Origin of the sequence: Brevibacillus borstelensis (assembly GCF_036700025.1) — a bacterium.
Lineage (GTDB): Bacteria > Bacillota > Bacilli > Brevibacillales > Brevibacillaceae > Brevibacillus > Brevibacillus borstelensis.
Genome location: NZ_CP144922.1, coordinates 4,529,529 through 4,548,760 on the forward strand (window position 1 = coordinate 4,529,529; position 19,232 = coordinate 4,548,760).

Sequence of the window (19,232 nt, forward strand, 5' to 3'; positions counted from 1 at the left end):
CCTTGCTAGTTGAAGCGACAGGAAAGACCGGTCCTAACAGTCGTTTTTAAACCTTTAAAACTAGGGGGAAAATTAAATGGCGATGCGAAATTTGCTAGTATATATCGGCAGGCAGTATGATCCCATTCGTGCAAGAGACCTTGATAAACTCGAGGGTACCGGCTTGAATGCGATTACTTTAGAAGTGGGATTAGGAAGTGACAAGTTTAGGTACGATGATACCAGACATAATAACAGTATCGTTGATTTCTGCATTAACGGAGTAGAATCATTTTTCCGGGAATATGCAAAATCCGATTTTCAGCCTTGGGTGTGGGTCGGTCTACCTCATTATGAGGCCACACATGGGACGATCAACTATGAAAGGCATCTGTACAAGTACTACAGAAATTATATTGATGGTGTACGAGAAAGTCTTGAATCAATTGGTCGTTGGGAAGACGTTAGGGGTTTTTATTACTCGATGGAAACTGTACATCCAGTTTATGAAAAAATTAGTGAAACTTCACCAACGTCCAATTCTAGCGTCAGATTAATGAATGACATATCGTACTATATTCGCGATTTAGATGACCATTATGGAAATGAGTTTATGTGGTGCCCTTACTATGGATTTAATGAAAACAAACTAAAGATTATTCATAATCTGGGTGTTGTCGCTAATAGAACCAATATTTTCGACTACATCTTGATCCAGCCTTCCTACTACTTCCAACCATCAGAAAAGGAAAACGTGAATGCTGTTCTAGATTCAGTTACAAATGAATATTTGGATCAAGATGGCGAAATTGTTGATCTGGATGGTGATCCTGTAGCTGGTGGAAGAAAAGCTAATGCTACCGCAGATATTGGAGTCGTAATGGAGATTAACGATAAATATTTTTCTAACAGCGCATACGCTGAACGTTACGATTATTGTGAACGACGTTTCAGTAGACTCCTCCACCCTGACTCGCGTACACCTATTACTTTTTATGCAGGTCAACTTTCAAGTGTTCTCTCTGAAAAATCAAACGGCGATAGTCTAATAAAAAAAATAAAAGATTTCTATGATAAAAGAAAAGATTGGTAAAACGTTGTTGGATAATAATCTCTAATTGTTTATGGCAGGATAAAAGTGCAGAGAATTGCGGCGGAAAACTGCAGAGTTCCACCGCAATTCTGAGGCCATGAAAAAGGCACTTGCCAACATCCCCCTACAAAATCTACCCTTGGATTTGGCTAGAATCTGAGGGAGTGAGAGGAATGTTGAAAGTGCCACAACAACAGTATATCCGATTTTTGCGGGAAGTCGAAGGGTGTTCGATTCAGGAAATTGCGGAACGTGTCCAGGTGAATTGGCGAACCGCCAAGAAATATGCGGATCGCGACGATTGGAATGAACCGGTATGCAAGCGAAAAGGCCGCCATCCGGTGTTGGGACCGTACTTAGAGATTATTGACACATGGCTGGAGGATGATGAGCGTCTTCCACGCAAGCAACGCCATACAGCCGTCCGCATGTTTCAGCGGTTACGGGATGAGTACGGCTTCCCTGGCGGGCAGCGAACGGTATCCGAATATGTCTCCAAACGGAAGAAAGCCATGGCAGCCGAACGAGCCGAACATTTTGAGCGTTTGGAGCATCCAGGCGGGGAAGCCCAGGCTGACTTTGGGACGGTGTACGTGGTCAAGTCGGGAGAACTGGTGGAGCGGAAAGTATTGACCCTGTCGTTTCCGTACAGCAATGCCGCCTTTGTGTTCCCGGTTCCGAAAGAAAACACGGAATGCTTTCTGGAGGCCTTAGGGCGGCTATTTCAGCAAATGGGAGGGGTTCCTCGCAAGATTTGGTTTGACAACTTGTCCGCTGCTGTTGTGTCCATCCAGCAAGGCGGAAAACGAGAGTGTACGGAAGCGTTTCGGCGTTTCTGCGCCCATTACCGCTTTGAGCCCCTGTTTTGCAATCCATACAGCGGCCATGAGAAAGGCCATGTGGAAAACAAAGTGGGGTATGGACGCCGGAACTGGTGTGTTCCGCCACCGGTTATCGATACGCCGGAACAACTGGAGACGTATTTGGCGGAAGCTGCCCGTGCGGATATGCAGCGCCCTCACTATGTGAAAAAGCAAACCATTGCCGAGTTGTGGAAGCAAGAAAAATGCAAGCTGCTGACGCTGCCGACGACACCGCTGGAGATTTTCCGGCTGGAGACGTGCCACCTGAACAAATACGCTGAGCTGTCGTTTGACGCGGCTCTCTTCCCGTTGCCGCAGTGTCGGGCCATGCAGCCGGTTTTGGTGAAAGTCAAGTGGGATGTGCTGGAGGTGTTAACGGCAGACGGGACATACACCCCGATTGTGACATTGCCTCGTCCCTATACGGAGAAAGTCATTCCAGTAGATTGGAAGGCGGTATTGAAGAGATATGAAAAACGCCCGCGGGCGGTGATGTATTCTTCCTTTACCAATATGATGCCTCAGGCGCTCCAAACGTTTTTGACGGTGGAAGACATGAATGCACGAAAAGCACGAATTCGCCTGCTCCATCGATTGCTCGACACCTATACGTTGAAGGAAATCGGGCAAGTACTGGGAGAATTGTCGCATCAGCAAGAGCATCTGGCTGTTGCCTTGGAGCATGCCCTTTACGCGATAAAACACCCTGTTTTCCGCCCGGAACCGTTTTCAGAGTCGCATACACCCCCTGCCCTTCACGGGCAGATACCCATACTGGATGAGTACGACCGGATCCTGGGGGTGAGGGTGGAATGAGAGAAGAGCTGGCAAAGGTGTGCAAAACTTTGCATTTGGCGCATGTGATGGAAACCTATGAACAGGTGCCGTTTGAAGATCGGGAGAGCTTCTTGCTGGGAGTCTTGCGGATGGAGATTCAACGGCGGGAGGAGACAAAGCTGAAGCGACTGATAAAGAAAGCCGCGTTTCCCCAACTGAAGACACTGGAAGATTACGCTTTTGAGGCAGTCACCTTACCGGAAACATGTACAAAGGAGGGATTGATCGACCTACGTTTTTTGGAGCGCAAGGAAAATGTGCTGATGCTGGGAAAAGTGGGCACGGGGAAGACCCATCTGGCAACAGCGCTTGGCGTAGAGGCGTGCCGAAGGGGATATGCCGTTCGATTCTTCCGTGTTCCCGATCTGGTTGCGCTCTTGCAGGAAAAACACGCGAATGGGGCACTGATGCGGTTTCAAAAAGAACTGGCAGACTGTGAGTTGTTGATTTTGGACGAGGTTGGGTTTGTTCCCTTTCACCAAACGGGGGCTGAGCTGTTGTTTCATGTTATCTCGGCCTGCTATGAGAGAAACAGTGTGATTGTGACGTCGAATTTGGAGTTTGGGCAGTGGAATACGGTGTTTGGAGATACGCGATTGACGGCAGCCCTTGTGGATCGCCTCGTCCACCACGCCCATATTCTGGCGTTTACCGGAGAAAGCTACCGACTGCGCCATGCTCTATCCAGCATGAAGTCTTCCTAAATTCTTTTGTATTGATGTTGGCAGTGTTCTGCATAAATTGGCCGCCAAACTCTGCATTTTTGAGTTGCAAAATACACTAATCCACTATTTAAGATACCGCCTCCAAATATTTGGCGAAAACGAAGACATTCGTGGCTTATATATGGTATCTAATAATATCTCGAAAACATCTCATAAAACCAAGTTGTTTATTGCACAATAGAAATGCCTAATATTGCAGCGTAAAAATGCTCAAAACAAATACAAAAAAGGCACTTGTCAGCATCAATAATTCCTCCTACCGTTAGGTTTGGGACAACTTAGCGAAGGAGAATGGAAAGGATGCTGAAAATGCCTCAACAACACTATATCAGGTTTTTACGCGAAGTAGAAGGATGCTCGGTAAACGAGATTGCAGGACGCGTAGGTGTTCACTGGCGGACTGCCAAAAAATATGCCGATAAAACCGATTGGAATGCCTCGATGACAAAACGAAAGGGCAGAAGTCCTGTCATGGGTCCATTTATGGAGATCGTCGATACCTGGTTAGAGGAGGACCGTTTGGTCCCCCGTAAGCAGCGACACACAGGTGTGCGCATTTTCCAACGTTTGCGCGATGAGCATCAGTTTACAGGTGGACAACGTACAGTATTGGCCTATGTGCAGAGACGAAAAAGTGAAATGGAACTGGACCGTGCCAAAACGTACGAACGGCTTGAACATCCACCGGGTGAGGCACAAGTGGACTTTACAACCATTGAGGTATGCCGAGATCATCGATTGGTCACATACAAACTGCTGGTAATGTCTTTTCCGTACAGCAATGCCGCTTTCGTCTATCCGACACCAGCGGAGAATCAGGAATGCTTTTTGGAGGCGATGAAGCTGTGCTTTGAACAAATGGGAGGTGTTCCTCAGCGAATCTGGTTTGACAATCTCTCCGCTGCCGTCGTTCATATCGAGAAGCAGGGCGAACGGCAATTAACGGATGGCTTCCAGCGATTCTGCGCTCACTACCGGTTTGAAGCTGTCTTTTGCAACCCATACAGTGGTCATGAGAAGGGGCACGTGGAGAACAAATGCGGGTACTCCAAGCGCAATTGGGCAGTGCCGATTCCCATCTATGAAAGCCATGAACAGTTAGTTGCCTACTTCGCCGAGCAAGCTAGCCGTGATCGTGGTCGTCAGCATTATGCCCTAAATCGTTGCATCGCAGATCTATGGGAGGATGATCGCCGTAAATTGCTTACCTTGCCGGAGCATGGATTTGAGGCTTTTCGCTTGGGTGCTGCAGTGGTGAATAAGTATGGAGAGATTCGGAAGGATGAATTGACGGTTCCGTTGCTGGGGATGGCAACGCCAGGCAGTGAGGTACTGATCCAAACGTTTTGGGATCGCCTTGTCATTCTAAACGGCCAACACCAGCTAATTCGGGAAGTACCCAGACCTTATACGGGACGAAATGTAGACATTCCGTGGTCACAAGTATGCGCTGGATGGCTGAAAAAACCGGTTTAACCCCTTAAAATTTGAGTCTTTCTCCCTTATTCTCGCATTTTCATATGCTTCTTCCCTCCTTCAACCACCTAGGAGTCTAGGAAGGAAAACGCCTAGCGTCAAGGAGATCACTTGACCCCAGACGTTTTCCTTCCTGCTTGTCAGCTAGGTTGAAGTAGGGATCATTCTGCAATCCTTTGCCATACTACACTTTCACAACAAATGGTGTAATGAGTTGCAAGGCAAAGGCTTTACCAAATTCTACAGGTGATAAATCGTACAAGCTTCCATGAATCCGTCGCTGATTATAAAAGAGCAGATAGTTTGTCACGATTTCATAGGCTTCTTGATAGCTCTGAAATTCATTCCGCTGCAAACATTCTTTCTCCAAAACACTGTGAAATGACTCAATGTGAGCGTTTTTATTGGGTGTCTTTGGAGGAATTCGCTCATGCACCGTTTGGAAATGCTGACAGGCTTCTTCAAAGGCATGGCTAATAAACTGTGGACCGTTATCCGTACGGATAACAGGGCGATCATCACAATTGAATTGCTGCCGTTTCCACAAAGCACGTTGGAGAATCTGAGCAGCATGTTTTCCTTCGCAGGTCAGTCCGAAATGGTAGTCCACGATCGCTCGATCATAGACATCAATGAGACTCATCAGGAAAAAGAAACGCTGTTCTCCTACGATAAATCCGTATTTTACGTCTATCTCCCACAATTGATTCGGAGCGGTAATCTCTCGGTTGTTTGCCAACTTTCGAGGATGTTTCCTTTTCTTTTGTCGTTGTGGTTGCAGGAGTTCTTCTTCTTTCAGCAAGCGGTAAACCTTTTTCTTGTTGATGACCAGTTGGTGGTCTCGCCGTAGGCAGACGGTAAGCTTTCGATATCCATAAGCAGATTCTTCATCGGCAATCAACTCGGATAGCCATTCTTTGATTTGTTCGTCACTGACAGGTTGTCCGTCTTTTGACAACGAATAACCGGGTATAGGTCTTCCTCCGTGATAAACGCGAGGTTTTTGGGAGGCTTTGTTTTTTCGGTAATAGTAGGTTGCTTCCAGGATGCCGACAATACGTAGCACTAGTTTGGCTGTGTACCCCAGCTGTATCCACTTGTCGGCTATTTCCATTTTGTCCGATAAGCTGGGTTCACCTTTTTTACAAGATCACGAAGGATCGCGATTTCCAAGTCCTTTTCTCCCAGTAATTTCTTCAGTTTATCATTCTCCGTTTCCAGTTCCCGAAACTCTCCTGGACTTGGTGTATAGCTTGTTACAGCTTTAGCTTCGGAAGACGTATTCTGCCAATCTGCGTGTTTGGAGTCACGTATCCATCGATACAGCATTTTAGGGTCTATCCCATGCCGTCTGGCTACTTGGCTAGCGTTTCCTACTTCGTGGGCTTCCTGGATCAATTGTTGTTTGAACTCGATTGAATAGCGTCTCCGTTGCATAAAAATATCCCCCTGTTCTTCTGATATCAGCTTAACAAGATAAGGGGGTATGACTCAAATCCAATTTTGGGGCTTAAAAGAAACCACGTAGTGTAACGCACTCGCAGTTTCTCCGTATGCTACCGGAGATCTTGCAAGGGTATGTAACCGTGAAGGATCTAACAGAGCGAAAAGATCGTCTTCAGGCAATGTCGCACTGGTGTGATATTTACACCATCGAACAGATTCAAGAGGTAATTGCTCTACTAGGCCAAGACACACCGATTACGCGCATCACGGCCGTGCTAGGCGTAAAATATGGCAGTCGTGACCTCCCTGTCACGTGGGAGGAGACGTTGTCCCCTCCGGGAACTCGCGTAGAAGGTTCTCTCCAACGCTATGATCAACTTGTGGGGGTGAGCTGAGATGCCGACGGCATTGGGAGATTTGTGCCGACAACTCCGATTGGCGCATGTCGTGGACTACGTATCCGTTCAACAGAATGAGCAGATTCGTAGCATTGTGGAGCAAATCCTTGTTGCGGAACTGGACGGCCGCCGCCGTGCCAAGTTAGGTAAGCTTGTTCAGCAGGCGGGGTTCCCGCATATTAAGACTTTCGAGGGGTATGTGTATGACCATATCTCTTTCCCTAGTGGCAGTAGTCCGGAGCTGCTCCAGGAATTGGATTGGCTCGAACGCAAAGAAAATTTACTCTTAATGGGTGCCGTCGGCACAGGGAAAACCCATATGGCAACGGCACTGGGCGTGGAGGCTTGCCGCCGGGGCAAGGCGGTACAGTTCTACCGGGCTTCCGATTTGGTTTCTGTACTTCAGGAAAAATTTGTGGCGGGAACACTCAGCCGATTTCGCGAGAAATTGAAAAAGATAGATTTACTTATTCTCGATGAAGTCGGCTACGTGCCGTTCAGCCAAACCGGTTCTGAGTTATTGTTTAACGTGATTGCGGATTGCTATGAGCAACAGAGTGTGATCGTTACATCTAACCTGGAGTTTGGCCAATGGACATCGGTGTTTGGAGACACGAAGCTCACGTCGGCGCTCGTTGATCGTCTGGTACACCACGCTCATATCCTCTCATTCACAGGTGAGAGTTTCCGCTTCAAACAGGCAATGGATAGGATTCCTTTGTAGTTTCAAACGGCTGGCAAGTGCTTAGGCAATTTTGGCTGCAAAGCTGAGCATTTTCTACTTGCAAAACACACCAAGTAGCTTAAATCTAACAAGGTTTCATCCCCTTAGCGGAATATCTTCCCTTGACACAATATAGTCACAGACGCTAATTAAAGCGGCTTGCGACTAATGTTCGGGAGAGAACCATCCTTCGGGGATGAAACCTTTTATTAAATCTACGTAGGTACAAAGTACAGTTATTATTTTATACACAGTCTTTTATTTTTTAGGGATACTGAACAACGTTCCGGTTGGATCTTGGACGTTCTCAAAAAAATAAATGCTAGTAGATTGGGGTTCTTTTTTAGGAATAGCATAATATTCTTCGTCCCAATATGTCCAAAATATCTCTTCCTTCATCGGAAGGCCTGTTTTTCGATCAACGTAAGCGAATATCGTGGTAGTGCCTTTTGGTTCAGTATCTACTTGCTTGTACACTTGTGTCATCTTCCTGTTATAATTTACAGTTCCTACAAATTCCCATTCCCTCCCGCCTTGATTTTGAAACAAAGATAGTCCTGCAGGAATAAAATTCCCTGGCTTCCTCTCCGTATTTACAGTAACTTCTCCTCCTTCCTTTCTCTTATGAAAAAACTTCGTTCCTTGTTTATTTACGATCCATTGCTGACTTACACCCTCTTTGAATGAAAAGTCATAATTAAAAAATTCATACCGCTCATCGCCATTTTGTGGATGTTGCCAGCTTTTTGAAAAGGAAATAATATTTGAACTTTTTGTTATCTGTGTCACATGTTTGATAATTTGTTTATGCTTTTGGGGATCCGGAATCGTGAATAAGGCACCTGCTGGATCGTCTACCTTTTCAAAAAAGAACGCCTCCGCAATCAGCGGTTTTTTTAAGTCTCTACCCTTGTAATACTCTTTAACAACAGGCAAGCCGGTCGTTTGTTTCAAATAAACAATTTCCGTATAAGAGGCCACTGGGTCCCGTACTTCTCTTATCATTTTTTCCACCCGTTCCCCGTCGATTTGTACAGTACCAGCCGAAGTCCAATCCGTTGTCCGATAGGCATCTGTCGTGGATTGGAACAAAGTTTTGCCCGGAGATATTGTTGTATAATACGGTCCCGTTCCGGTATCCTCAGTAACTTTATCCTGTTTTTTACTAATCCTATAAATCTGTTTCCCTTGCTCTTTTACGATTGTCCGTCCCATCCCAATTTCTTCACTGTCAGCAAAGGAATATTCGAATTCGTCATGGCGCTCATTCTTACTTTGTGTATGATACCAACTTTCTCTAACGAGTATTTTCTCAGGACTTTTTACCAATGTTACCATATGCTCAATAACAGGTTCAGGATGTTCTGAAGCAAAGCTGCACGAACTGTCAGTCACACTCCACATGAGTAAGACGAGAATGCTCAGACACCCTACAATTCGCTTGAAGCTCATGTTCCTCCTCCTTTTTCCTCTATAGGTAATTACCTCCTTAATTATTAAACGCAAAATGAATCAATAAGTTGCTTTTTTACAATTATTTTTTTCTACAAATTCCCATCCTACTAACTAATACTTAGATTTCATCCCATCGTCCTCCTGAAAAAGTATCACTTCCACCTCCTTTATAATGAAATATACAGAATAACCCCTGGTAATATCCGCCATCCGTCCACGATCAGCAAACTAAACGACCCTTTCAAAATACATTCCTAGGAACATGCTGGGTATGTTCATACATACGTTCAATCATGATAATTCGCCTCCCTTTTTTACCTCATGTTAGACACTTATCAATAATTTATTTGTCGAATTACGTTATGTAAGCATTCGTGATTTTTACAAATTTCGACATCTAATATAAATTAATAAAAAATAACCTATGTTTTCCTAGGAATAAGGTTGCAATTTAAACAATTGGATTTCCTTGTTAATAGATAGTCTTAGACTAGGGCTATATTCCTCCCCCTTGGCCATTTCCACATTTCCATCAGCTTATTTTAAAAGGTAAGAAGGTGAGACTGTTGAGAGATGAAATCATAAAAAAAGAATGTCGAAATTTTTTAAAACGTGTCGCTTGGCGCTTGCAATATTCTGCTAAAAGAAATGTATACCGCCACACTCGCATGATAGATGAAATATATGGTGAAGATATCACTTCTCATACCGTCTCAAAGCTCTATATCGAAGAAGTACTCTCTCAAATACCAGAAAAAGCTCGTTTTATCATTTGTAGTATTGTCATCGACGGACAAACAGAAGAAGAAGTAGCAAAAAAATTAAAAATCTCGAGACAAGGAGTGAACAAATGCAAAAACAAATACCTTCGAATACTCAAAGAAAAAATGACTCCTTTTACATGACTTTTAAACTTGCAATGGCAGGTGATAACCAAGCTATGATGGAAGTTATTGACTTTCTACTCCCTGATATGGAATACCTTGCAAACTTTATTAAATTACCTAGAGAAGAATCTATTCAAGAAATGAAAGCCGCTATGATTGAAGCCATCCGCCAGGGAGAAATTCAACTATGATACCATCTGATTTGATAAATGTGCTCGCCGTTATCGTCTGCTTTTTAGTTCTAGTAGTCACATGTAACCATGTGGACTTGCAAGTTAGAGTAAAAAATATTCTTGACTTACACTTAAAAACAAATAAAGAAAAGAAGGAAAATAGTGAAGACGAAGATCAATTTCCATCGTAGTTTGTGAATGTAGAAACAATACAATCAGGGTTTCTTCTCTTAAATCTATGTTAATTATAGGAAATGAGAGGTGTACTGCCAAATGGCGGAGGTTGTGTTAATTGGCTCATGTGCCGTTCTAGTATTCTTATTTAGTGGTCAAGTAATTTTATTAAGACGAATAAAACAAAAGATTAAATAGTTGTGAATGTCAACCAAAATGTTGACCACAGTGCTCATCAAAAAATTGACCACCATGGCAAAAATCAATCCACCCGTCGGGTGGGTAACTTTTTCATGATCACGATCTTTGAATGCTCTGTTTAAAGCGATAACTGTCCCCATTCATTGCAAAGATGTGGGCACGATGGGTAAGCCGATCAACCAGGGCTGACGTCATTTGCTCATCTTTGAAAATCTGTGTCCATTCCGTAAATTCCAGATTACTGGTAATGATCATGCTTCCTTTCTCATAGCGGGCCGCACAAAATTGGAATAATAACTCCGCCCCGGTCCGACTGAGAGGGACAAACCCGACTTCATCCAAAATAATCAAATCTGTTTTCAACCATTGCCTCTCTAGCTGGAGAATTCGCTTTTGGGACTGAGCTTCCATAAGCTCATTGCATATTTTAGCGGCAGTCCAAAACTGGACGGAATAGCCATGATGGCAAGCTTCCTTCCCGAGTGCAATGGAGAGATGAGTTTTGCCAGTGCCAGAGTTTCCGATAAACATGATGTTCTCTGTCTTTTCGATGTACTCACAGCGAGCCAGTTGAAGCAATTTGGGCTTGTTGAGAGACGGAATGGCTGAGAATTCAAATTGATCGATCGTTTTCATAGAAGGGAATTTGGCATGCTTGATGCGACTGGCGATTTGGTTAGCATCCCTTTGCTGAACTTCTTGCTCTAGTAGGGCTAAGAGGAACTCCTCGTAGGGAATTTGCCGTTCAGCAGCATCATGGGCAATTTCCTTATAGACACGTTTAATCGCAGGTAAGCGAAGGCGTTTCGCATAGGTTTCAAGCAAGAAACTCGTACTCAATGAACCACACTCCTTTTCTGTAACAAACGATTGTACTGGCTAAGATCTGGGGCCTTTACCTGAATACGTGGAACAGAGCTATCCTCCACCAACGAGAGTTGGGGTAGACGGTGTTCCGGCAATGTTCGCTGAAACAATAATTGCCTTACGGCATCATATTGGAACATCCCTTTTTGGCAGGCCTCCTCCAGTGCTTCTTCGACAAGAGAAGTATCGAATTCACGGTGCAAAAGCAAGAGTCGAACGAACTCCTTCATCCCTCCTGGTCGGTTGCGGCACTTGTCCAAGAACTTTTGGTAAATGGCGGGTAATCCTGCCTGATGCAATGGTCTAGCATAAAGAACTGCTCCTGGACGAATAAGAAGTAAATCCAGATAATGATCGTATTGCAAAATCTCCTTTCCCTTTTCCAAACACCGCTCATGCGTCGCAATCAGGCTTTTTCCGTGATACACCTCAACTTTTTCAGCAAACACTCGGCAAGTAAGCTGGGTCGATGCATAGGAAACGGGGACGGAATAGGCATTTTTCTCAATGTGGATCATGGATAGCGTATTGCTTTTCACGGGTACAACACGGAAACAATCCAATGGCCGTGGAGGCAATGGAAGCATGATAGGCAACTCTTGAGCAAATGCTTCTCCAACCGTTAGTGAAGACCTTGGAACGGTTGTATTCTCGTAAGAGATACATTTTTCGAGGAGGATTTGATTGAGCTCCTCCAGAGAAGAAACACTGGGTACAGGGGTAAAAAATTGCCTCTGAGCAAACTGTACGAGGTTTTCCACCTGGCCTTTTTGATGCCCTTTTCCGGGATCACAGAAATAGCTTTCAAACAGGTAGTGGGCACGTAGCTGAGTAAATCGCTCTTGTTCCTCGCGATTTTTACCCTCCAATACCTTCTTAACGGCTGTTGTCAGGTTGTCGTATGTGATGACTTGGGGAACAGCACCGAAAAATTCAAAAGCATCTACATGACCTTGGAGAAGAGCCTCTTGCTTCTGATGAGCAAATGTTTTGATAAAAATCTTTCTGCTGTATGTGCAACGCATACAAAAGACTTGAACCTTTACTTGTTTCCCTTGTAAATGAACCGTAACCTCACCCCAGTCAAATTGAGCAAAGCGCCCTGGCGGGAAATCGAGAGGGACAAATGCTTTAGGGGGAGAAACCCGCAACTCTCTGACGTAGCGTCGTACAGTAGATTCACCGCCGGTGAATCCATGTTCGTCAACGAGTCTCTGGTAAATGCGTTTGGCAGTATGACGCTGCTTCGGGGGAGCTTGTTCATCTTGATGCAGCCACTCCAAGATGATGGGCTTGACAGAATCAATGACTGGCTTTGGCTTCGGTTTTGAAAGCTGATACACAGGAATCTCAGAGGATTTCAAAGCCTTTCGTATCACTTGACGGGAATAGCCGGTCTCTCGAGAAATTTGGCGAATCGACTTTCCTAGCAGAATGTGTTGTTTCCTGATAAACTCGTAATTAGCCATCTGAAGCATTTCCTTTCCTCCTATATCTTGTGGTCCGACAACTTCAAGATACAGGAAAGAGGTGCTCAGGTGGTCAACTTTTTTATGAGCAATGTACCACTAGGTGGTCAATTATTAGATTAGCATTCACAAATAGTTCTCGAAGTACACTTTGAGCTATCGTACAGTTTACTTTGATAAGCATTGTAAAATAAACAATAAACATTCATTTTGAATTTTATCATCTGTTTACTACAACTTCAGATTCTATCTTCTGAACAGGGGGAAGGAATATCATTCCGTGGAAAATGGTCGAAGATTCAGGGTCTGTAAATAAATTTATGTAAAATCAAACATACCAGTATATAAGGTTTCATTCCCTAATTAGAAGTTCTCCCTTAGAACCAATCGAGTCAAAGGCGTAGGTAAAGCGAACCTATGACCCTAATTGGAAGAGAAAAATCAGAAAATTATTAGGGGGATGAAACCTTTTCATATATTTAGGTTGATTGAGTTTACTCGAAAATCTTGACAGACCTAATTGACGCAACCCGTCCATTTCCAGTAAGATGTCCGTCATCAATGTAGAGCATTTGAGATGAGCCTCTACCTGTTTATGGCAGACTAAAAATGTAGGTTATGGCAGTTAATTTATGCAGACCCGTAGGGGCTGCATAAATTAAAAAACCACTTGCCAACATCCCCTTATCAAAATACACTCCTGTTGGGCATTACAGACGACGGGAGGTATAAAGTTAGGAGATGTTAGCAGTGGCAGAAATTAATTATATCAGGCATGAGGCAAACAAAAAAGGGCGAGCTTATAGCAAGATTGCCAAACAAATGAATCGTGATTCAAGGACGGTTCAGAAGTATGCAGAAATGGATGATTTCAATCTACAAGAAAAGCCCAAGCAAATTCGAAAAGCTAGAGTCATGGAGCCCGTTAAACCTATTCTTGATCAATGGATCAAAGAGGACTTGAACAAGAAAAAGAAGTTCCGAAGAACAGCACAACGCTTGTTCACGCAATTAGTGGAGGAATACCAATTTACAGGATCATCTCGCTCTGTCAGACAATATGTTTCCCAACGTAAGCACCAGTTAGCGGAGACAAGTGATGCTGCGGCATTGCCATTGGAAACGAGACCTGGATCAGCTCAAGTTGATTTTGGAGAAGCACCATTCAAATATCAGGGAGAAAGTGTTACCTTGCCATTCCTCGTTCTCTCGTTTCCTTATAGCAACACGTTCTACTTTCAAGTTTTCCAGTTGTTTTTCGCAAGTCAAAAATACAGAGAATCGCTGCGGATTTGTGCATAGGCACGGCCAACGCTGAAGATTATGACGATCTCACTCCGGATAGCGCATTTCGTAGCCGGTAGCTCTCGCCGGTGAAAGCCAGGACGTGTGCGTGGTGAACGAGTCGGTCCACGAGCGCTGCTGTCAGTCTGGCATCTCCAAACACCGTGTTCCACTGGCCAAACTCAAGGTTAGAGGTGACAATCACACTCCTTTGCTCATAGCATTCGGAGATGACGTTAAACAGTAGTTCAGCTCCGTCTTTGTGAAAGGGCACAAACCCCATTTCGTCGAGGATGAGTAACTCAGCCTTCTGCAACTCCCGCTGAAAACGGCTAAGCGTCCCGGATTGGTACTTGTCCTGTAACGCGGCCACAAGGTCATGCACCCGAAAGAATCGTACCTCGTACCCTCGTCGGCAAGCCTCCACGCCTAGTGCCGTTGCCAGGTGGGTCTTGCCTGTTCCCACTTTGCCCAGCATCATCACGTTCTCTTTCCGCTCGAGAAATGCCAGATCCGTTAGGAGCTCACGACTGCAATGCGCTGGGAAGGTGACTGCTCCGAAATCATAATCCTCTAGTGTCTTCATCTGTGGAAACCGGGCTTTCTTCATGAGTCTGCGAATCCTGGATATCTCTCGGCCCCGCAGTTCCACTTGGAGGACTTCAAGCAGGTATTGCGAGCGGTCATTGAACGCAATCGCCTCGTACGCTTCCATCACATACCCCAAGTGGAGGTTCTTGCATGCAGTAACCAATTCGTGTTTCATGCTCTGCTCACCCCCAGAATGGCGTCATATTGCCTGAGGTCCGGTGTGTGCCCGTGAATCTCCATCGGTGTATGAGCCTCCGCAAACGGCTTAGGGTGAAACTCAGGATGTTTCATCGCATATAGCGCATGCTCAAGGACTGTGTCAGGATCGAAATGCCCAGCCAGTGTATCGAGTGCAGCACCCATGTCGGACATCTGGTGTGTATCTAACAATCGACGAATCAGAGCCACACGAGATTTCCTCAGATCGATATCCTCCACTTGCACGAATCTGCGGACGGAAGCAGGCATGAACCTCGCCAGATCGGAGTACATCACCATCCTTGGCTTTCTCAGGTAACCCTCAAACACATCTGTCCACTCAATCGGGATTGCCTTTTCCGTGTACGGGCGAGGCAACGTCCCCAGGTGTCGGTACTCTCCGTCGCCCGACAAAACCTCGATCTCGTCCCATTTCACCTTGAGCAATACGGGATCTAGCGCACGGCACTGCGGTAGTGGATATGTGGTTGTTTCAAACCGGAGTTCCCTATATTTGTTCAAGCGGGCCGGTTCAAGCCTGAAAACCTCAAACGCAACGGTTGGCATAGCCAAAAGCTTCTTCCGTTCTTGCTCCCACAAGTCGACGATACGCTCTTTCTTGGCATAGTGTGGACGATCCATGTCTGCCTCTGCTGCCTGGGCCAAGTATGTCTCAAGGTCAGCATCCGTTTCGCAAATCGGTGGTGGTACGAGCCAATTACGCCGACTGTACCCCACCTTGTTCTCCACATGCCCCTTTTCGTGACCACGATAGGGATTACAGAATTCTGGGTCGAACCGGTAGTGGGTAGCAAACCGCAGGAACTGATCGGTGCATGACCGCTTTCCATCACGGCCAATCGAGACCACCGCCGCCGACAAGTTGTCGAACCAGATTTTCCTCGGAACGCCTCCCATCCGTTCAAAGATGCGCTTCATTGCCTCCAGAAAACACTCTGTGTTCTCCTTTCGAACCGGAAAGGCGAAGGCCGCATTGCTAAACGGGAAGGACATAATCAGCACTTTGCGCTCCACGAGTTGACCTGGTTGCCCAACATAGGCTGTACCAAAATCAACCTGTGCCTCGCCGCCGGGGTGTTCGAGTCGTTCATAGCTTTCGGCACGTTCCAGCTTGAGTTCTTTTCGGCGTTTGGCTACATATTCTTCAACAGTGCGTCGTCCGCCCTCAAACCTGTATTCATCACGCAGACGATCAAAGATTCGCTTCGCGGTATAACGCTGTTTGCGGGGCAACGCCTGCTCCTCCGTTAACCAAGTATCAATGATGTCAAGATACGGACCGAGAACGGGATATCGTCTCTTGCGCCGACAAACGGGTTCATTCCAATCGTCCTTTGTGGCGTATTTCTTGGCTGTCCTCCAATTGACTCCCATGGCTCTCGCAATCTCCGAGATTGAATAATCCTCATTCTCGTACAAAAATTTGATATACTGTTGCTGTGGCACTTTCAACATTCCTCTCACATCTCCCTGGTTCTTCTGGACAAAGACCAAGGTAGACTTAATAGAGTGATGTTGGCAAGTGCCTATTTATTTTTCCGCCTTGTAAAACGCAGGCTAGCTCTGCATTTTTACGCTGCGATTTTCTGTACTTTTATTATGCGATATACACCAGTCTCAGAATCGAGAATGCTTTCTGGAGGGATTAAAGCGTATCTTTCACTATATAGGTGGAGTTCCAAAGGTCATTCGATTTGATAATTTATCACCAGCGGTGAAAAAGATCATGCCAAATGGTCAGCGTGAACTGACGGAGGAATTTCAAAACTTCGTTTTTCATTATGACTTTGAATACGAGTTTTGCAATCCCGGTAGTGGCAATGAAAAAGGGCACGTAGAGGCGATGGTCAAGTACGTTCGCAACAACTTCCTGCTTCCTGAGTTGCAGATACACAATCTTGATCAGCTAAACGAAACCCTTTGGAAAAAAGCCGAGAAAGATCGGGAGAGACCTCATTATGTGAAAGAAACCATGCTTTCCGAACTATATTTGGCAGACAAGGAACACCTTCTTCAATTACCTGCCAAAGAGTTTGATTGTATCCGATATGAACGAGTAAAAGCGGATAAATACGGATATATCCGAGTCGAAAATAAACTCTACTCAACGTCTCCCCGTTTTGCCAAATGTATGGTTTTGGCAAAGATCTCATTTGACCGAGTCGATATTTTAACTGAAGAATATGAGCTGATCGTACAGCATCCCAGGCTGTATGGCAAAGAGCCAAAATCAGTGATTTGGCAGCCATATTTGATATTGATGGCAAAACGGCCAACTGCTATTAAATACACAAGTTTTTATGAACAATTGCCAATCGAATGGCAAGTCTATCTCTCGAATTGCACGGTCCCAGAGAAGCAAGAAGCTCTCCAGCTACTATCCGTCATTTTAAAAAACGATGATATGAAAATACCCACGCAAGCTTTGCAGCTTGCCTCTGAGAATGGTCACCCAGCCGTTGATTCTATTAAGCAGATCTATTATCAACTCATGAATGGCCGTGGACAAAGGGATACCATCCAACCGAAAGGTTTTGTTCCTGCCGTTCCAACAGCCACTAGAGGATTAGCCCATTACAATGAATTTTTTAAGGGAACGGGAGGTCATCACTAGTGGATGCATTGATAAAAGAATATTCAAAGCGTCTCAAGTTGAGTTGGGTTCGGCAACATTTCCATGAGGTTGAAGCTACTACAAATGAAGAGTACTTACTCAAAATACTAGAAAACGAGATACAACAACGAGAAGTACGGAAAATCAATCTGCTCTTTAAACAATCTTCCTTGCCAAGAGTAACAGGAAAGCCATTTGAATGGGGTCATATTCAGATGGGACAAGGTCTCACGCAGGATCATATCCTTCATGGTGGATTTATAGAGGAGAAAGAAAATCTGATCTTTTATGGGGGTCTGTCCAGTATTTTGTGTAAACCCTTTTGGAATAAAAAACTAGCGTAAGTATTGGCCGATCCGATCCGGGAAGAAAACGGAGAGCTGGAGGAGCATTTGCCCCCAGTTCTGCACTCGTCCAGTCCACTTCCTGGTGACGTCCATGGTAGCCAAATAGAGCATTTTGAGCAGGGCTTCATCGGTGGGGAAAATGCTCTTGCCCTTCGTCACCTTTCGGAGTTGCCGATGGTAACTCTCAATCATATTGGTCGTATAGATCAATTTACGAATCTCTGGTGGATACTTGAAAAAAGTAGCTAGCTCGTCCCAGTTGGTACGCCAAGAGCGAACGATGAGGGGATATTTGTTACCCCATGTTTCCTCAAAACGATCCAATTCCAGTAAGGCAGCCTCTTCTGTTGCCGCTTTGTAGATTGGCTTTAAATCCGCCGTCACTTTCTTAAGATCCTTGTAAGAAACATAACGGGTCGAGTTGCGGATTTGATGAATGATGCACTTTTGGATCTCCGTATTCGGATAGCAGGCAGAGATGGCCTGAGAGAAGCCCGTTAGGTTATCCACGCAGGTGATGAGAATGTCCTGAACCCCACGGTTCCGTAAGTCGTTCAGTACGCTCAGCCAGAACTTTGAGGATTCATTCTCTCCAATCCACATGCCTAATACGTCCTTGTTGCCGTCCAAATCAATGCCAATGACCATATAAGCCGCTTTGTTCACAATAGCACCGTCTTGCTTGACTTTGTAGTGAATGGCGTCCATAAATACAACCGCATAGATGCTTTGTAGCGGTCGGTTCTGCCATTCTTTGATGAGTGGCACGATCTTATTCGTCACATTGGAGATCATGGTAGGAGAAACGTCAATTCCATACAGATGGTTCAGATGGTCCTGAATATCCCGTGTGCTGACACCTTTGGCATACATGGCGATAATTTGGTCCTCAATGCCGGTAACGGTAGACTGATGCTTTTTCACGATAACGGGCTCAAATTCGCCATTACGGTCACGTGGCACCGCGATCTCCACCTCGCCGTATTCGCTTGTCACCGTCTTCTTTGTCTTCCCGTTACGGCTGTTTGTTGTTTTCTTTCGCTTCACATCGTGCTTTTCATAGCCGAGTTCCGTGTCAAGCTCCGCCTCTAGCATCGACTGCAGCGTTTCTGCAAACAGTTCCTTCAGTGCCGACTGCACATCGTCCATCGTCTTGAGGTTGTTTTCCTTCACAAACGCCTTCACTTGTTCCTTACTAAATCTCGCCATAGGTGTCATCCTCTCAAACCAACCTTTCTCTTATTGTAATAGGTTTTGAGAGTTTACACAGAATATTTTACAGTCCCGTCCGCGAAGATAATATTTTATCTCGTTATCTGGATCTCCAACCTGCTTCATTCGGTAATAACATTTTTATACTCTGAATGATACTCTTCTCGGCATAACCATCAATCTTTTTAAAAAACAAAT

Annotated in this window: 18 protein-coding genes and 1 pseudogene; 11 read left to right on the top strand and 8 right to left on the bottom strand. The window is 45.1% G+C overall.

Annotated elements, in window-relative coordinates; genetic code table 11:
* The first annotated feature begins 76 nt into the window (after positions 1 to 76).
* From V5G20_RS21715 to istA (V5G20_RS21730), 4 genes are all read left to right on the top strand, one after another.
* Positions 77 to 1,072, top strand: a complete 996-nt coding sequence (locus V5G20_RS21715; RefSeq protein WP_024983510.1) for a hypothetical protein — start codon at positions 77 to 79, stop codon at positions 1,070 to 1,072.
* A gap of 173 nt (positions 1,073 to 1,245) precedes the next feature.
* Complete coding sequence (gene istA, locus V5G20_RS21720) at positions 1,246 to 2,751, top strand: IS21 family transposase (protein WP_023555239.1); 1,506 nt, start codon at positions 1,246 to 1,248, stop codon at positions 2,749 to 2,751.
* Positions 2,748 to 3,476, top strand: coding sequence for an IS21-like element helper ATPase IstB (gene istB, locus V5G20_RS21725; RefSeq protein ID WP_023555238.1), 729 nt, complete (start codon positions 2,748 to 2,750; stop codon positions 3,474 to 3,476). Before istA (V5G20_RS21720) ends, istB (V5G20_RS21725) begins: the two co-directional genes overlap by 4 nt.
* Positions 3,477 to 3,797: 321 nt before the next feature.
* Positions 3,798 to 4,973 carry an IS21 family transposase gene (istA, locus tag V5G20_RS21730; RefSeq protein WP_338462178.1) on the top strand — a complete coding sequence of 392 codons (1,176 nt, stop codon included), beginning with the start codon at positions 3,798 to 3,800 and terminating at the stop codon, positions 4,971 to 4,973.
* Between the two features lie 184 nt (positions 4,974 to 5,157).
* On the opposite strand, the gene V5G20_RS21735 is transcribed toward istA (V5G20_RS21730), so the two are convergent.
* A complete protein-coding gene (locus V5G20_RS21735) occupies positions 5,158 to 6,087 on the bottom strand; it encodes an IS3 family transposase (protein ID WP_283858068.1) in 930 nt (309 codons plus the stop codon).
* Positions 6,078 to 6,410: a transposase gene (locus V5G20_RS21740; protein ID WP_025848869.1), complete on the bottom strand. Its 333-nt coding sequence runs from the start codon at positions 6,408 to 6,410 to the stop codon at positions 6,078 to 6,080. The genes V5G20_RS21735 and V5G20_RS21740 overlap by 10 nt, the downstream gene beginning before the upstream one ends.
* Before the next feature lie 149 nt (positions 6,411 to 6,559).
* Here V5G20_RS21740 and V5G20_RS21745 point away from each other — a divergent pair, with 149 nt between their 5' ends.
* Both V5G20_RS21745 and istB (V5G20_RS21750) read left to right on the top strand, forming a co-directional pair.
* Positions 6,560 to 6,814 (top strand): hypothetical protein, encoded by a 255-nt coding sequence (locus V5G20_RS21745; RefSeq protein ID WP_338462180.1) that lies wholly within the window; start codon positions 6,560 to 6,562, stop codon positions 6,812 to 6,814.
* A 1-nt stretch (position 6,815) separates the two neighbouring features.
* The gene (gene istB / locus V5G20_RS21750; RefSeq protein ID WP_172921002.1) at positions 6,816 to 7,541 is read left to right on the top strand and encodes an IS21-like element helper ATPase IstB; all 726 of its coding nucleotides are present in this window, start codon (positions 6,816 to 6,818) and stop codon (positions 7,539 to 7,541) included.
* Between the two features lie 258 nt (positions 7,542 to 7,799).
* Here the strand turns inward: istB (V5G20_RS21750) and V5G20_RS21755 are convergent, their stop codons facing one another.
* Complete coding sequence (locus V5G20_RS21755; RefSeq protein ID WP_024983511.1) at positions 7,800 to 8,993, bottom strand: hypothetical protein; 1,194 nt, start codon at positions 8,991 to 8,993, stop codon at positions 7,800 to 7,802.
* Between the two features lie 560 nt (positions 8,994 to 9,553).
* Here V5G20_RS21755 and V5G20_RS21760 point away from each other — a divergent pair.
* A complete protein-coding gene (locus V5G20_RS21760) occupies positions 9,554 to 9,901 on the top strand; it encodes a sigma-70 family RNA polymerase sigma factor (protein ID WP_338143132.1) in 348 nt (115 codons plus the stop codon).
* Between the two features lie 35 nt (positions 9,902 to 9,936).
* Complete coding sequence (locus tag V5G20_RS21765; protein ID WP_221175479.1) at positions 9,937 to 10,074, top strand: hypothetical protein; 138 nt, start codon at positions 9,937 to 9,939, stop codon at positions 10,072 to 10,074.
* A gap of 453 nt (positions 10,075 to 10,527) precedes the next feature.
* On the opposite strand, the gene istB (V5G20_RS21770) is transcribed toward V5G20_RS21765, so the two are convergent.
* Both istB (V5G20_RS21770) and istA (V5G20_RS21775) read right to left on the bottom strand, forming a co-directional pair.
* Positions 10,528 to 11,271: an IS21-like element helper ATPase IstB gene (gene istB / locus V5G20_RS21770; protein WP_227278642.1), complete on the bottom strand. Its 744-nt coding sequence runs from the start codon at positions 11,269 to 11,271 to the stop codon at positions 10,528 to 10,530.
* Complete coding sequence (gene istA / locus V5G20_RS21775; RefSeq protein ID WP_024985261.1) at positions 11,268 to 12,776, bottom strand: IS21 family transposase; 1,509 nt, start codon at positions 12,774 to 12,776, stop codon at positions 11,268 to 11,270. Before istA (V5G20_RS21775) ends, istB (V5G20_RS21770) begins: the two co-directional genes overlap by 4 nt.
* 732 nt (positions 12,777 to 13,508) lie before the next feature.
* On the opposite strand from istA (V5G20_RS21775), the pseudogene V5G20_RS21780 reads away from it, so the two are divergent.
* Positions 13,509 to 14,012, top strand: a pseudogene (locus V5G20_RS21780) (IS21 family transposase); the annotation flags it as partial.
* A gap of 76 nt (positions 14,013 to 14,088) precedes the next feature.
* Here V5G20_RS21780 and istB (V5G20_RS21785) read toward each other — a convergent pair.
* On the bottom strand, positions 14,089 to 14,817 hold the full coding sequence (gene istB / locus V5G20_RS21785) for an IS21-like element helper ATPase IstB (protein WP_122906949.1): 729 nt from the start codon (positions 14,815 to 14,817) through the stop codon (positions 14,089 to 14,091).
* Positions 14,814 to 16,316, bottom strand: a complete 1,503-nt coding sequence (gene istA, locus V5G20_RS21790) for an IS21 family transposase (RefSeq protein WP_122906950.1) — start codon at positions 16,314 to 16,316, stop codon at positions 14,814 to 14,816. Before istA (V5G20_RS21790) ends, istB (V5G20_RS21785) begins: the two co-directional genes overlap by 4 nt.
* 271 nt (positions 16,317 to 16,587) lie before the next feature.
* Here istA (V5G20_RS21790) and V5G20_RS21795 point away from each other — a divergent pair, with 271 nt between their 5' ends.
* A complete protein-coding gene (locus V5G20_RS21795; protein WP_342405836.1) occupies positions 16,588 to 17,475 on the top strand; it encodes a Mu transposase domain-containing protein in 888 nt (295 codons plus the stop codon).
* Positions 17,475 to 17,819: a hypothetical protein gene (locus V5G20_RS21800; protein ID WP_338462188.1), complete on the top strand. Its 345-nt coding sequence runs from the start codon at positions 17,475 to 17,477 to the stop codon at positions 17,817 to 17,819. Before V5G20_RS21795 ends, V5G20_RS21800 begins: the two co-directional genes overlap by 1 nt.
* Here the strand turns inward: V5G20_RS21800 and V5G20_RS21805 are convergent.
* Positions 17,811 to 19,031 (bottom strand): IS256 family transposase, encoded by a 1,221-nt coding sequence (locus V5G20_RS21805; protein ID WP_025845625.1) that lies wholly within the window; start codon positions 19,029 to 19,031, stop codon positions 17,811 to 17,813. The two genes, V5G20_RS21800 and V5G20_RS21805, sit on opposite strands and share 9 nt — an antisense overlap.
* Positions 19,032 to 19,232 lie beyond the last annotated feature (201 nt).